Raw genomic sequence first — 14,878 nt, forward strand, 5'->3', positions numbered from 1 at the left:
TCCGCCAGCCGGACGGCACGCGGCCGCGCGCCGCCCGGACGTCTCGATGCACTTTCACCGTCACGGGCCGTCGCCGGCGCCTGCCACGCCCGGCGGCCACCCTCGTCACCCGCTGTCCGCGCGGGTCGCGCGCGCCGCGCTGTTCGCGGCGCTGCTCGTCGTGTGTGCCGCGGTCGCCGCGCCGCCGCCCGCCGAAGCACCCGCCGCCGCCCGCCCGGTCGTCGTGATCCCGATCAACGGCGCGATCGGCCCGGCCAGCGCCGATTTCATCGTGCGCTCGCTCGACCGCGCGGCACGCCAGCACGCGCCACTCGCGATCCTGCAGCTCGACACGCCCGGCGGCCTCGACACGTCGATGCGACAGATCATCAAGGCCATCCTCGGCTCGCCCGTGCCGGTCGCCGCGTTCGTCGCGCCGGGCGGCGCGCGGGCCGCGAGCGCGGGCACCTACATCGTCTATGCAAGCCACTTCGCGGCGATGGCGCCCGGCACCAATCTCGGCGCGGCGTCGCCCGTGCAGTTCGGTATCGGCGGCGCCACGCCGCCGGGCGGGAACCCCGCCGCACCGCGGCCGCCGGCCGGCACCCCGGGGGCGTCAGGGGCGTCCGACGCGGCCGCCACGGCGACCGCGCTGCCGACCGATACGCAATCGACCGAAATCCGCAAGGCGATGCAGGACGCTTCCGCGTATATCCGCGGCCTCGCGCAGCTGCGCGGGCGCAATGCCGCCTGGGGCGAGCGCGCGGTGCGCGAAGCTGTCAGCCTGTCGGCAAACGAGGCGCGCGCGCAGCATGTGGTCGACCTGATCGCGCTGGACCCGGCCGACCTCGCTCGCCAGCTCGACGGCCACACCGCGACCACCACCGCCGGCACCGTGCGGCTCTCGACCGCGCATGCGCCGCTCGTCGTGCTCGAGCCCGACTGGCGCAGCCGCTTCCTGGCGATCATCGCCGACCCGAACGTCGCGCTGATCCTGCTGACGATCGGCATCTACGGCCTCTTCTTCGAATTCGCGAACCCTGGCTTCGTGCTGCCGGGCGTCGTCGGCACGATCTGCCTGCTGGTCGGGCTGTTCGCGATGCAGTTGCTGCCGATCAGCTATGCGGGCCTCGGCCTCGTGCTGCTCGGTCTCGGTTGCCTGGTCGCCGAGGCGTTCCTGCCGACCTTCGGCGTGCTCGGGTTCGGCGGGATCGTGTCGTTCACGATCGGCGCGCTGATGCTGATCGACACCGACGTGCCCGGCTACGGGATTCCGTGGCCCGTGATCGCGAGCCTCGCGCTCGGCGGCGGGCTGCTCGTGGCGGGTGTGTCGAGCGTCGCGCTGCGCGCGCGGCGCCGCCCGGTCGTGACGGGTGCCGAGGCGATGGTCGGCAGCATCGGCGAGGTGCTCGACGACGGCCTGCTGGCCGACCAGCCGCACGGTGCGGCCGGCGCCGCGCCGTCCGCCGCCGGCTGGGCGCGCGTGCGCGGCGAGCGCTGGCGCGTGGCCAGCAGTGCGCCGCTCGCCGCGGGCTGCCGCGTGCGCGTCACCGGCCGCCACGGGCTGCTGCTCACCGTCGCCCCGCTCTACGACATGCCGGGGCAAGAACAACACCAAGGAGAACCGTCATGATCGGTTACACGTTCGGCTTCAGCAGCGTCCTGATCGTCTTTGCCGTCGTGCTCGTCGCGTCGTCGATCCGCGTCTTCCGCGAGTACGAGCGCGGCGTGGTGTTCATGCTCGGCCGCTTCTGGAAGGTCAAGGGGCCGGGGCTCGTGCTGATCATCCCGATCGTCCAGCAGGTCGTGCGGATCGACCTGCGTACCGTCGTGTTCGACGTGCCCGCGCAGGACGTGATCACACGCGACAACGTGTCGGTAAAGGTCAATGCGGTCGTGTATTTCCGCGTGGTCGATCCGGAGAAGGCCGTGATCCAGGTGGCGCGCTTCTTCGAGGCGACGAGCCAGCTCGCGCAGACGACGCTGCGCGCGGTGCTCGGCAAGCACGAACTCGACGCACTGCTCGCCGAGCGCGAGCAGCTGAACGCCGACATCCAGAAGACGCTCGACGCGCAGACCGATGCGTGGGGGATCAAGGTATCGACGGTGGAGATCAAGCACGTCGACCTGAACGAGACGATGATCCGCGCGATCGCGCGGCAGGCCGAGGCCGAGCGCGAGCGGCGCGCGAAGGTGATCCATGCGGAAGGCGAACTGCAGGCGTCGGAGAAGCTGCTGCAGGCCGCGCAACGGCTCGCGCTGCAGCCGCAGGCGATGCAGCTGCGCTATCTGCAGACGCTGACGACGATCGCGGCGGACAAGAACTCGACGATCGTGTTTCCGCTGCCGGTCGATCTGCTGGGGGCGTTGCTGGAGCGGTTGGGAGGGAAGCGGGAGGGGTGAGCTGGCCGATCGAATGGCACACCGCTTCCGGCAGTCGCGGCATCTGCCAAATGGGATAAACGACACCACTGTCGATGCGATGCGCGTATATATAAGGGCCCCATCCGCATCGCAGTCTTCCGTTTTCCAACGCAAACCGGCGAGCTGTCCATCCCCCTCTCGGCGGGAACCGACGGCGAGCGGCCGTTGAAATTCGGAGCACGCGCCCCTCGACATGCATGAAGCGCCTACCTCCGAATCCATCTACCGCGAAACGCTGCACGACCTCGTCAAGCTGCTGGAACAAGGCCGACAAGCGGCGGCACGCAGCGTCAACACACTGATGACGGCAACTTACTGGCGGATCGGACAGCGCATCGTCGAATCGGAACAACGCGGCGAAGCTCGTGCGACCTACGGCACGGCGTTGCTGCGGCGCCTCGCGCAGGACCTGACCGACCGCTTTGGCCGCGGCTTCGGCGTCGACAATCTCGAATTGATGCGGCTGTTCTACGTCGCTTATCCCTCGATCGAGATTTCCGAGTCACCGATTCGGAAATTGCCGCGTACCGACCAGCCTCAAAAATCCGATTCAACAACTCGGATTTCGCTACCGCAACTGGCTGAACGTTTTCCGTTGTCATGGACACACTATGTCCACCTGATACGGCGAACTCGCTCACCGGAAGAGCGGCGTTTCTACGAAACGGAAGCATTGCGCGGCGGCTGGAGCGTGCGTCAGCTCGACCGGCAGATCGGCAGTCAGTTCTACGCGCGCACCCTGATGTCCACTGACAAGCGCGCGATGCGCGAACAGGGCCCCGAGCCACTACCGGACAAGGATGGCGTGACTCCGGAAGCCGCCATCAAGGATCCGTACGTACTCGAATTCCTAGACTTGAAGGACGCGTACTCGGAAACACAGCTCGAGGAAGCCCTGATCCACCGTCTCGAAGATTTCCTGCTCGAGCTCGGCCGAGATTTTGCGTTCGTCGGGCGGCAACGGCGCCTGCGGATTGGCGACAGCTGGTTCCGGGTCGACCTGCTCTTCTTCCATCGCCGCCTCCGATGCCTCGTCATCATCGACCTCAAGCTGACCGAACTCACGCATGCCGACGTCGGGCAAATGCACATGTATTGCAACTACGCGAAAGAACACTGGACGCTCGAGGACGAAAACCCGCCAGTGGGGCTGATCCTGTGCGCCCGTACCAACGCCGCGATCGCGCGATACGCACTCGACGGCCTGCCCAACAAGGTCCTCGCGGCCGAATATCACATGCTGCTTCCAGACGAAGCAGTCCTGGCCGAAGAGCTGGCGAAAACACGTCGGGAATGGGAGGCGCAACGACCGCGCAAGCCCACCCCCGATCGCCCTGAGCGCTAGACCGCAGCGAACGGCGCTGCAGCGGCGCCATCTAGAGCCCTTTCTCGGTTATCCCCTTCCATTAGGACAAATCCTCACTCCCCGGCATCCGGAACCGCCTATGATCATTACATCGCACAATGACACATTAAATGCTGACTGAATAACCCGCGACGGTGACGCCGGCGGACGCATTCCGGATCAGCGCCCCTTTGGAGACGCATCATGGCCGACCACCATCCGCTGCCGGAAGTCCACCTCGACGAGCTGCCGCAATTCCGCGCGGTCCAGCAACTGGCGTACCGCTGCGTCGAAACCGTCGGCGCGATGCTCTACCCCGGCATCACCGAGAAGGAAGCCGCGCGCCTGCTGACCGAATGGCTGCAGGACAACGGCGTGCACGACTGGCTGCACAAGCCGTTCGCGTGGTTCGGCGACCGCACCGCATTCGAGGGCTTCTCGGGCCTCAAGCACATGGGCGGCTTCAATCTCGCGTTCTTCCCGAGCAACCGGCAGCTCGAGACCGACATGCCGGTGATCCTCGACGTCGCGCCGGTGCTCGACGGCATCGTCGCCGACGTCGGCTACGCGCACTGCCTCGGCCACAACCCGATCCTCGAACAGCTGCAGGACGACCTGATGGACCATCGCGACATGATCGTGCGGCTCGTGAAGGAGCGTCGCTCGATGGCCGAAGTCGCGCAGGAGGTCGACGCGCTGTGCCGCCGCCAGGGCGTCGAGCCGCGCCACAAGGCCTATCCGTTCAAGGTGCTCGCGCACCGCGTCGCGAAGATCCACAAGCTGTCGAAGCCGCGTTTCGTCGCGCGCTTCGGGCTGAATGCGACGCGCAACCTGCTGCTCGACCAGGGCCGCGCGGCGAAACAGCAAGGCTGGTCGCCGCTGTGGTCGATCGACCGTCGCTCCGAGCATGCACCGGTGCCCGGCCTGTGGGCCGTCGAGCCGCATCTCGGCTTCTCTGGCGTCGGCGCGAAATTCGAAGAGCTGCTGGTCATCACCGAAGACGACGCGTACTGGCTCGACGAAGACCTGCCGCACGTGCGCCGCTGGCAGCGCCGCCAGGCCGAGCGGACGCAGGCCGTCGCGACCGTGCCGGCCGCCGCCTGAAGAAAACGCGCCCCTCCTCCCGAATCCCTGAACGACGGACTCACGATGCAGCCTCTTTCCGACGAAGCGCCGCTGGCCCTGTTCGAATCGGTTCATAGCGAAACGGCGGTCGCCTCCGGCGACCTGACGCTCGCGGTCAAGACCTGGGGCGACCCGGCCCGCTCGCCGGTCGTGCTCGTGCACGGCTATCCCGACGACAGCAACGTCTGGCAGCACGTCGCGCCGCTGCTCGCGCGCAAGCACTACGTGATCGCGTACGACGTGCGCGGCGCGGGCCTGTCCGGCGTGCCGAAGCGCACGGCCGACTACCACCTCGCGAAGCTGACCGACGATTTCGTCGCGGTGATCGACGCGCTCTGCCCCGGCCGCGCCGTCCACCTGATCGCGCACGACTGGGGCTCGATCCAGGGCTGGGAATTCGTCACCGATCCGCGCCTCGCCGGCCGCATCGCGTCATACACGTCGTGCTCGGGGCCGTGCCTCGACCACGTCGGCTTCTGGCTGCGCGAACGCGTGCTGCGCCCGACGCCCGCGTCGCTCGCGAAGCTCGGCGGCCAGCTCGTGCGCTCGTGGTATGTGTACCTGTTCCACCTGCCGTTCATCCCCGAGCTCGGCTGGCGGCTGTGGCTCGGCCGCGCATGGCCGCGCCTGCTGCGCCGGCTCGAGAAGACGCCCGCCGCACCGCGCCCGACGCAGGCCGACGACGGCGCGCGCGGCGTGCGCCTCTACCGCGCGAACTTCATCCGCTGCCTGTTCGCGCCGCGCGAACGCTACGCGCATGCGCCGGTGCAGACGATCGTGCCGCTCGGCGACAAATACGTGAGCCCCGCGCTGTCCGAGAACCTGTCGCGCTGGGTGCCGCAGTACTACCGCCGCGAAGTCGCGGCCGGCCACTGGCTGCCGCTCGCCGATCCGGCGCGCTTCGCCGATCTCGCCGGGCAACTGATCGACGCGGTCGAAGCGGGCAACGAACCGCCCGCGCTCGCGAACGCGCGCCGCCGCGCAACGAGCGGCCGTTTCAGCGGCAAGGTAGCGGTGGTAACCGGCGCGGGCAGCGGCATCGGCCGCTGCGCGGCGCTCGCGTTCGCCCGCGAAGGCGCGACGATCGTTGCGTGCGACATCGATCTCGCGAGCGCCGAACGCACCGCGCTGCTGATCGGGCTGACCGGTGCGCAGGCCCATGCGAAACGCGTCGACGTCGGGTCCGCCGACGACATGGAAGCGCTCGCGACGTGGGTCGGCAGCGAACTCGGCGGCGCGGACGTCGTGATCAACAACGCCGGGATCGGCATGGCCGGCGGCATCCTCGACACCAGCACGCGGCACTGGGAGCGCATCCTGCACGTGAACCTGTGGGGCGTGATCCACGGCTCGCGGCTGTTCGCGCAGCAGATGGCCGCGCGCGGCACCGGCGGGCACATCGTCAACACCGCGTCGGCCGCCGCGTTCGGGCCGTCGCGCGACCTGCCCGCGTATGCAACCACGAAGGCCGCCGTGCTGATGCTCAGCGAATGCATGCGCGCGGAACTCGCGGAGCAAGGCATCGGCGTAACGGCCGTGTGCCCCGGCTTCGCGGAAACCGGAATCATGGCGTCGACGCAATACGCGGGCGCCAACGCGCAGGACGAAGCGCGGCTGCGCAAGCGCGCGACCAAGCTGTACCAGATGCGCGGCCTGAAGCCCGAGACCGTCGCACAGGCGATGGTCGACGGCGTGCTGCGCAATCGCCCCGTCGTCGCGGTCGGCGGCGAGGCGCACGCGATGCGCTTCGTCGGCCGCTTCATGCCGTGGCTCGGCCGGATGATCGCCCGCGTCAGCATGGCATCGCATTGACGGCGCACGACGCCGCACAGGGAGACAAAGATGACCGATACCGCCGACTATCACAAGATCAAGGCCCGGCACGTGAAGTTCGACTTCAGCGACACCCCGATTACCTGGGTGCCGAACGATCCGGCCAGCACGCACATCATCAACACGCTGAACCTGCTGTTCCCGGAAGGCGAGCTGTGGTTCTGCCGCGTCTACAACAAGGCATTGCCGCTGATCACCGATGCGCGCCTGCGCGACGAGGCCGAAGGCTTCCTGCGGCAGGAAGCCGTGCATTCGCGCTCGCACGGCGGCGTGCTCAAGCACTACTACGACCGGCACGGGATCGACACGAAGCCGTTCACGCAGAAGCTCAACCGCCTGTTCACGCGCGTGCTCGGCGAACAGCCGCTCGGGCTGAAGATCGGCCACACGCGGTTCTGGCTGCGGCAGCAGCTCGCGGTGATCGCGTCGCTCGAGCATTTCTTCGGCTATCTCGGCAACTGGGTGCTCAACGCGCACGGGCTCGACGAAGGGAAAGCCGACCCGACGATGGTCGACCTGCTGCGCTGGCACGGCGCGGAGGAAGTCGAGCATCGCACGGTCGCGTTCGACATCTACCGGCACATGGGCGGCACCTATCCGGAACGCTGCGTGCACATGGCGTTCGTGATCCTGCTGCTGCTCTACTACATCACGACGGGTGCGAAGTTCATGTACCGGCGCGACCCGGACGCCGGCCGCTACCCGGGCTTCGTGCGCGCGTGGTGGCACGGCTCGCGGCGCGGGCACCTGCCGTCGTTCTGGAAGGTGATCGGCGCGGCGCTGCGCTATTTCAAGCCGGGCTATACGCCGCACCACGAAGGCTCGACCGAACAGGCGCTCGCCTACCTCGCCCGCTCGCCGGCCGCGCAGGCGGCCGCGCACGGCGGCAACTGGGGCACGGCGAAGGGCGCCTGACCGGGTTTCCTGCCGGTTCGGCGGGCGGCGCCCGCCGAAATGCGTACAATCGCGGCTTCATTTCCCGGAGGTGCCGCGATGGCCATGAAGAAAACCGATCTCGAAAAGAACAAGGCGCTCAAGCTGACGCACGCGCTGAAGCAATCCAGCTCTGCGCGTTTCGGCAAGGGTGCCGACGACGCAGCCAAGCTCGACCGCCGCGCGCAGCGCAAGCTCGACCAGGAACAGGGCCTCGTGCCGTTCGCCTGCAAGCTGAACGCCGATCTCGTCGAACAGCTGAAGGCACGTGCGGCCACGCACCCGGAAGGGATGACGGGCCTGCTGTCCGAGCTGCTCGTGAACGGGCTCGCGCAACGCGACGCGTGACCGCCACGTATCTCGAAATTTCCGTTGACATTGCCGTGCGGCGACGACACACTCGTTCGCATGCCTACGCTCAAGCCCGCCGCCATCGCGCATAAAACACCAGTGAACGCCCATACGTGGCGATCACCGGGGGCGCTTGTGCGTTAGCATCGAGATTCAGTTGCGCATGTCACAAGGCCTCGCCGGAAACGGATGAGGCCTTTTTGTTTTGGTGCGCGTCATCCCGCCCGGCTCAACGGATGGAGATGACGATGGACCAAGCAAGCCGGCTGGTTGTCTGCCCCGATCGGTGCCGCCGCGATGCGATTGCATTGCCGCGGGTCGTGATGCAATTCACGGTCGCGCCGCGCAAGACGCTGACATGGCGCGCGCAACACGACGCCGAGATCCGCGTGCACGACGCGACGCTGTGGGTCACGCGGCTGGGCAGCGTCGACGATTACTGGATACGCACCGGCGACGTGCTGCGCGTGCAGCGCGGCGATCGCATCTGGATGAGCACCGACGACGACCGTCCGGCCGAAGCATCGATCACGACCGCGTACGCGATGACACGCGGCGCGTGGCTGGCGCGTGCGCTCGTGCGAATACGCAGCGTGCTGCGCGAGCGATGTCGAAGTCGATCTTGACGAAAGCGCCGCTGCGCACTGCATACGGGTACGCAGCGGCGCCACGAAATTCCGCGCGCGCACGTCGAGGTATCACGCTCGCCTATCCCGAAAATTGTCGTTGACAACGCCGTTCCACGCAGACAAACTCGTTCGCATGCCTACGTACACGCTCGTCGCCGTCGCGATTCATCGATCGATGAACCTTCGAAAGAATGGTTCACGGGAGGCGCGTGTGCGTTAGCAATCGAGCAGTACCGCATGTCACACAAGGCCTCACCGGAAACGGATGAGGCCTTTTTGTTCTGGTGCGCGTCATCCGTCCGGCTCACTGAATGGAGAAGACGATGGACCAGGCAAGCCCGTTGTTTGACCGTCCCGATCGGTGCCGCGCCGGCACGATCGCGTTACCGACTGTCGTGATCCGCTTCGCGATCGCGCCGCACGCGACGCTGACATGGCGCGCGCCGCAGGACGCGGAACTCCGCGTGTATGGCGCGGCGCTGTGGGTCACGCGCCCGCCGAACGTCGACGATTGCCGCGTGCAGCCCGGTGACGTGTTGCGCATCGCACGCGGCGAGCGCATCTGGCTCGGCACCGATGCCGATCGGTCGGTCGAAGCGACGATCACGACCGCGTACGTGCGGCGCGGCGAACGCTTCAAGCGCACGCTCGCACTCGTGCAACGTTTGCTCTTCGGGGCAGGGAGAAGGAGCGGATGAGCGACGCGCCGTCAGGCGCGCGAGACGTGAAACGGTCGCGACCGGAAACGGACGCACCTGCGGCGTAACGCGCCGCAGGTGCGCATCGAATGACGCGGCACGCCGGTGCGTGCCGCGCGCGATCGCGCGCCGTGCGCAGCGACGGGATGCAACAGGGGCATCAGGTGCTGGCGGCGAGACGCGGGCCCGTGCTTCGGGGAGTGGAATCAAGGTCGGGGCGTAGCGCTGCCTGCGAGGTCACCCACGGATCGATGCCCTGCTTCTGCACCTCCTCGAGGAATGACACACGTGCGCGCCAGTAATCCGCTTGTAATTTCGCGTCGATGACGCGCTGTTCGGCAGAGAACAGTTCCATGCGCGCCGTCACGAGCATCGACGCAGCGGTTTTTTCCGGCGTGGGGGCGTGTCGCATCGCCCAACGGCTGATCCAGTTCAACATGCTGACCTCCGTGATTTACGGACGAACCCGCATCGGGCAATCGCAATCGGCCGTGCCTGCCCGAACGCGCAACGGCCTTGACCGCACTTCACCGCCCGGCCTGCACGGACTGCGACTCCCCCGCGTCGGCAATTACCGGCCGGCGTGTGCATGCGCGGTGTATCTATCCTAGAAAGACTTGCCGGTTTACGCGATGGGGTCTTGCAATCTTTTACACAGAAACCACAGTCGCCCCCGCATCGAAAAATGACAGTTGCGGGCGGGACGGCTTCGGCGCACGATAGCCCGATATCTGCAACCGCTTGGACTGACGAATGGCCGCTGCACGCCGCTGCCGGGCATCCGCACCGGCCGCGCAGGTGCGTTTGCGCGCACGCGCCGCCCACCCCGCATTCGTGCAGCATGCGGGCGCTCCGTTTCAGTTGGATGTCATCCCGCAACCGCCACGCGCGATCCGCCGTGCGTGCCGTGTTGCATGCCGTTGCGCACGCATCGGCCGGCCTCGTTCGCGTGTCCCGCTCCCGTTTCCGCCATTTCTTCCGGTTCGCTCCGCCCGAACCGGTAAAATGCGCGCCTTCGCCGCGCGGCCGGGCTGCCAGACCGTTCGCGCGCAGGCAGCCCATCGATCGTGCGATCGTGCCCTCCAACTATATCGTCCGAGCTATCCGCGCTATTACAATCCGCCGATAGCCGGGCAATAGTGGCTGGGTACAGTAAGCCGGCCGCGCGCTGCCTTTACAACAATTCGGCACAACAAGCAACACGACAACCCGACCGGAGAAACGCCTTCATGGAATCCATCAAGCGGTATTTCGGCTTCGCTGAAGCCGGCACCGACTTCCGCACCGAAATACTCGCGGGCGTCACCACGTTCCTGACGATGGCCTACATCATCTTCGTCAACCCCGCGATCCTCGGCGATGCCGGCATGCCGAAGGAATCCGTGTTCGTCGCGACCTGCCTCGTCGCGGCACTGGCATCGCTCATCATGGGGCTGTACGCGAACTACCCGATCGCGTGCGCACCCGGCATGGGCCTGAACGCGTATTTCGCGTACACGGTCGTCAAGGGAATGGGCTTCCCGTGGCAGGCCGCGCTCGGCGCGGTGTTCATTTCCGGCTGCCTGTTCCTGCTCGTCACGCTGTTCCGCGTGCGCGAGGCGATCGTCAACGGCATTCCGAAATCGTTGCGGATCTCGATCACCGCGGGTATCGGCCTGTTCCTCGGCATCATCTCGCTGAAGACGTCGGGCGTGATCGTCGGCAACCCGGCCACGCTCGTCACGCTGGGCGACCTGCACAAGCACGACACGATCCTCGCGATCATCGGCTTCTTCACGATCGTCACACTCGACCACCTGCGCGTGCGCGGCGCGATCCTGATCGGCATCATCGGCGTCACGGTCCTGTCGTTCTTCTTCGGCGACAACCAGTTCCACGGCGTGTTCTCCGCGCCCCCGTCGATCGACGCGACGCTGTTCAAGCTCGACATCGGCGCCGCGCTGTCGACCGGCATCATCAACGTGATCCTCGTGTTCTTCCTCGTCGAGCTGTTCGACGCGACGGGCACGCTGATGGGCGTCGCGAACCGCGCGGGCCTGCTCGTCGAAGGCAAGATGAACCGGCTGAACAAGGCGCTGCTCGCCGACAGCACGGCGATCGTCGCAGGCTCGGTGCTCGGCACGTCGTCGACCACCGCGTATATCGAAAGCGCATCGGGCGTGCAGGCCGGCGGCCGCACGGGCGTGACGGCCATCACCGTCGCGGTGCTGTTCCTCGCCTGCCTGTTCATCGCGCCGCTCGCCGGCGTCGTGCCGGCATACGCCACGGCACCGGCACTGCTGTACGTGTCGTGCCTGATGCTGCGCGAGATGGTCGACGTACCGTGGGACGACGCAACGGAAGCCGTGCCGGCCGCGCTGACCGCGCTGCTGATGCCGTTCACGTACTCGATCGCGAACGGTGTTGCGTTCGGCTTCATCGCTTATGGCGGCCTCAAGCTGCTGACGGGCCAGGCCCGCACGGTCAAGCCGATCGTGTGGGTCATCGCGGCCGTGTTCCTGTTCCGCTTCTTCTATCTCGGCAGCGAATGACGGTGGCGCTTCGGCGCGATGCACGATGAAAAAACGCCACCTTCGGGTGGCGTTTTTGCTGTGCGTGACATGCCGCCTTGTCCGCGCGGACTACGGTGTCGCGACGCCCTTGAGCTCCTCGTCGTACAGCCGCTGCGCCAGCGTCGGATCGAGCGTCTTGACGCGGCGATACAACTGCACCGCGTCATCGACCCGCCCGGTGCGGCGATAAGCGACCGCCAGGTTGGCAATGACTTGCGCGTCGCCGGGATACGTGCGATTCAATTCCTCGAAGATCCCGACCGCCGCGTCGGGCCGCTTGCCGCGAATCGCCGCGATGCCCATCGCCTCCCGCGCCAACCGGTTCGATGGATCAAGTTTCAATGCATGCGCAGCCGCGGCCGACGCTTCGTCGGGCTGCCCGACCTGGTTCAGCTCGCCCGCGAGCACCACCCACCCGGCCGCCAGCGATTCGTCCAGCGCAACCGCGCGCCGGAACGACGCGACGGCCTGCGCATGCTGGCCCAGTTGCGCCAGCGTCACGCCGTGCATCCGCCATGCCCTCGCGTCGCCGTCGTTCAGCTTGATGGATCGGTCGAGCGCGCTCAATGCATCGACGTAGTTCGACTGCGTCATGTACAGCGCGCCGAGCCGCAACCAGTATTCGGCATTGTCCGGCGCCGCTTCAACCGCACTGTGCATCGCACTGGACGCGTTGCCGGACTGGCCTTGCAGCGCATATGCCTGGGTTAGCGCGCCCTGGATGAGCGCGGTCGCGGCGGGATCGCCGCCCTTCTGCGCGCTCAGCGCGTGCTGGTAACTGGCGATCGCGTCCGCCAGGTGGCCGAGATCGTATTGCGCACGGCCGAGTGCGTACCAAAGCCGCGCATCGTCGGGAAAGGCCTTCAACCCGTCGTGCAGCACGCCGATGGTGGCCTGCGCATCCGGCTGCGTCGAAGCCAGCAGACTCCACGCATCGGCCTGGCGCGAACCGGACAGCGCATGTACGCCCCGTTCGAACAACGGTCGCGCATCGGCCTTGTCGCCGCGCCGCAAATACGCGATGCCGAGATTCATCGGCAGCATCGCGTCCGACGGATCGGCACGCATGCCGGCATGAAACGCGTCGAGTGCGCGATCCATCTGCCCCAGCTCGGCATAGGTGTTGCCGAGCGAAGTCCATCCAAATGCGTATGACGGATCGCTTTCGACCGAACGTAGATAGGCGGCCAGGCTGAGCGCGCCGCGATCGGGTAGCCGGCTCGTACGATAGGCATTGCCGAGGTTGTTCCACGCCCAGGCGCTTTGCGGTCGCGCTGCCGTCCATGCAAGGTCATGGCGAATCAGTCCGTCGACATCGTTCGCGACCGCGTATGCGCGCGCCTGGCTCATCCAGGCGGTCGCTTCGAGCGGCAGGTCGACGGCCGGCATCCGCGCCGCCACGGTCGCAATCCACTCGACCGGCAGCACCATGTAGAGCGACGCGGCGTTGTCCGCGCGGGCGCCCACCATGCCGATCAGATTGCCCTGCTCGTCGTAGACGCCGGCCCCTGGTTCGGGCGGCGGCGCCGGAATCGCCGACGCGAGCACACCGGAATGGATGCCGCCGTCCGCCGCCCAGGCATGGCAGCACACGCGCAGCGCAACGGGATCATGACGGCCGAATCGCGCGCCCGCCAGATAGGCGGTCGTGGCCGATTCCGGACTTCGCGCCGTCAACGGCACGGCGGCGACGTCGAGATCCGTCGCTTCGACGATGCAGATGTCCCGATCCTGGTTGCCCGCGACGAGACGCGCGGGACGACGGCGGCCATCGGCCGATGCGATGTCGAATGCCGGCCGGCCTGCGAGCCGATGACACGGCGTCGCAACGCGACCCGGTGCCACGACGATGCCGCCGGTCGTGACGTCGCCCGCGACAATGTTGACCTCACCTGGCGCGCTCTGGCCGATCGCATCGTCATCCGATCGAACCGCCGCATCAGCCATCGACATGCCGGCTGCAAGCAACCATGCGCCTGCCAGCAGGCGGCGCGCCTTCCCCCATCCCGAACGAGTATCCACGTGCGGTGCCCTCTTTTTATTGTGTTGGTATTCGAATGATTTTCTCTGCGATCCTGACGAATCGAGACGCCGGTTCGTGTCGGCACACTAGCAGCCGCGCCGGTGCAGCAGCAATCCGGTGCGGCCCGCATACGAAAATGCCGCCCGGCCCGCCGAACGGCATTGCGTGAAAGGCAACGTCTTCGCGTGCGCAGCGTTCAGCGCCGCGCGCTGCAAGACGAGCGTCGTGTCATCCGCGCCAGTTGGCCTCGTAGAAGCGTACGTAGCCGCTGCGCAGCGTCACGCATTGCGCGCGCGTCTCCGACAGCAGGCGCCGTGCGGCCGCCTCGATACGATCGCGGTGCTGGTCGAATGCGCCGACCATGTCCTCGAAGCGCGGCGACGCCGCGCCGAAGTGATCTTCCAGCGCCTCGGCGGTGATCTGACATTGAACGCGCTCGCCATTGACCAACGCCGTGAACGCAAGCATCAGGTCGCGCCCCGAATATTCGGGCTTCTCGTTCGTGAAATGAATCTGCATGGGAGCCGCCTCGACCGGTAGAAAACGAATGACCGCGTCCGTCGTCCGCTACCGGCCGGACGAAATGTACGCGGGCTCGCCGACGGAGGCACGGCCCGCGGGGATAGGCGCGGACAATGCATGCCGGTTGATTTCCACTTTAGACGGTTTCGCGCAGGAGACAAATTTTCCGGCGTGCGTCGTTCCGACGCGCATTTCATCTGATCAGCGCGGCATCCGGCACCGTTTCGGAAACCGGCGTCAGTGCGGATCGGTCGGCCAGACGTTGAGCGTGATTGCAGCCGTCGTGGCGCCCACCGCAATCGCGGCCGCCCCGTATCGCACCGCATCGGTCAGATCGAACAGCAGCCCGTGGATCGCCACGGCGATGCCGCCCAGCATGATGAAGGTGGCGATGGCCGCCAGCACGACTCTCAGTTCCGTCCGAACCATGATGCGTCTCCCGAACGGATGCATGTCGCGTCGCA

General features: G+C 67.0%; 14 protein-coding genes. 10 read left to right on the plus strand and 4 right to left on the minus strand.

Annotated elements, in window-relative coordinates; all coding sequences use genetic code 11:
- Nucleotides 1-46: 46 nt before the first annotated feature.
- The 9 genes from LGN19_RS07705 (at nucleotide 47) to LGN19_RS07745 (ending at nucleotide 9,317) form a co-directional block, all read left to right on the plus strand.
- Entirely contained in the window at nucleotides 47-1,612 is a 1,566-nt protein-coding gene (locus LGN19_RS07705; protein ID WP_226213821.1) for an NfeD family protein, read from the plus strand.
- On the plus strand, nucleotides 1,609-2,382 hold the full coding sequence (locus tag LGN19_RS07710) for a slipin family protein (RefSeq protein ID WP_226213822.1): 774 nt from the start codon (nucleotides 1,609-1,611) through the stop codon (nucleotides 2,380-2,382). Before LGN19_RS07705 ends, LGN19_RS07710 begins: the two co-directional genes overlap by 4 nt.
- Nucleotides 2,383-2,596: 214 nt before the next feature.
- Nucleotides 2,597-3,748 (plus strand): PDDEXK nuclease domain-containing protein, encoded by a 1,152-nt coding sequence (locus LGN19_RS07715; protein WP_174955938.1) that lies wholly within the window; start codon nucleotides 2,597-2,599, stop codon nucleotides 3,746-3,748.
- A 204-nt stretch (nucleotides 3,749-3,952) separates the two neighbouring features.
- Complete coding sequence (locus LGN19_RS07720) at nucleotides 3,953-4,852, plus strand: M24 family metallopeptidase (RefSeq protein WP_043180198.1); 900 nt, start codon at nucleotides 3,953-3,955, stop codon at nucleotides 4,850-4,852.
- A gap of 45 nt (nucleotides 4,853-4,897) precedes the next feature.
- Nucleotides 4,898-6,685, plus strand: coding sequence for an SDR family oxidoreductase (locus LGN19_RS07725; protein WP_226213824.1), 1,788 nt, complete (start codon nucleotides 4,898-4,900; stop codon nucleotides 6,683-6,685).
- A gap of 30 nt (nucleotides 6,686-6,715) precedes the next feature.
- Nucleotides 6,716-7,621 carry a metal-dependent hydrolase gene (locus LGN19_RS07730; RefSeq protein WP_122947749.1) on the plus strand — a complete coding sequence of 302 codons (906 nt, stop codon included), beginning with the start codon at nucleotides 6,716-6,718 and terminating at the stop codon, nucleotides 7,619-7,621.
- A gap of 78 nt (nucleotides 7,622-7,699) precedes the next feature.
- Complete coding sequence (locus LGN19_RS07735; protein ID WP_011354315.1) at nucleotides 7,700-7,987, plus strand: hypothetical protein; 288 nt, start codon at nucleotides 7,700-7,702, stop codon at nucleotides 7,985-7,987.
- A gap of 251 nt (nucleotides 7,988-8,238) precedes the next feature.
- Nucleotides 8,239-8,616: a DUF2917 domain-containing protein gene (locus LGN19_RS07740; RefSeq protein ID WP_122949588.1), complete on the plus strand. Its 378-nt coding sequence runs from the start codon at nucleotides 8,239-8,241 to the stop codon at nucleotides 8,614-8,616.
- Nucleotides 8,617-8,942: 326 nt separating this feature from the next.
- Nucleotides 8,943-9,317, plus strand: a complete 375-nt coding sequence (locus LGN19_RS07745; protein ID WP_175220030.1) for a DUF2917 domain-containing protein — start codon at nucleotides 8,943-8,945, stop codon at nucleotides 9,315-9,317.
- Between the two features lie 160 nt (nucleotides 9,318-9,477).
- Here LGN19_RS07745 and LGN19_RS07750 read toward each other — a convergent pair whose 3' ends face one another.
- Nucleotides 9,478-9,756, minus strand: coding sequence for a hypothetical protein (locus LGN19_RS07750; RefSeq protein ID WP_226213825.1), 279 nt, complete (start codon nucleotides 9,754-9,756; stop codon nucleotides 9,478-9,480).
- A 790-nt stretch (nucleotides 9,757-10,546) separates the two neighbouring features.
- Here LGN19_RS07750 and LGN19_RS07755 point away from each other — a divergent pair.
- The gene (locus tag LGN19_RS07755) at nucleotides 10,547-11,848 is read left to right on the plus strand and encodes an NCS2 family permease (protein WP_122947750.1); all 1,302 of its coding nucleotides are present in this window, start codon (nucleotides 10,547-10,549) and stop codon (nucleotides 11,846-11,848) included.
- A gap of 90 nt (nucleotides 11,849-11,938) precedes the next feature.
- Here LGN19_RS07755 and LGN19_RS07760 read toward each other — a convergent pair whose 3' ends face one another.
- The 3 genes from LGN19_RS07760 to LGN19_RS39760 form a co-directional block, all read right to left on the minus strand.
- Entirely contained in the window at nucleotides 11,939-13,891 is a 1,953-nt protein-coding gene (locus LGN19_RS07760) for a tetratricopeptide repeat protein (protein ID WP_226213826.1), read from the minus strand.
- Nucleotides 13,892-14,120: 229 nt separating this feature from the next.
- Nucleotides 14,121-14,411, minus strand: a complete 291-nt coding sequence (locus LGN19_RS07765; protein WP_039366385.1) for a DUF1488 domain-containing protein — start codon at nucleotides 14,409-14,411, stop codon at nucleotides 14,121-14,123.
- Nucleotides 14,412-14,651: 240 nt separating this feature from the next.
- Nucleotides 14,652-14,843, minus strand: coding sequence for a DUF2964 family protein (locus LGN19_RS39760; RefSeq protein ID WP_122949590.1), 192 nt, complete (start codon nucleotides 14,841-14,843; stop codon nucleotides 14,652-14,654).
- Between the last annotated feature and the right edge of the window lie 35 nt (nucleotides 14,844-14,878).

The sequence above is a fragment of the Burkholderia sp. AU30198 genome, assembly GCF_020419825.1.
Taxonomy (GTDB): Bacteria; Pseudomonadota; Gammaproteobacteria; order Burkholderiales; family Burkholderiaceae; genus Burkholderia.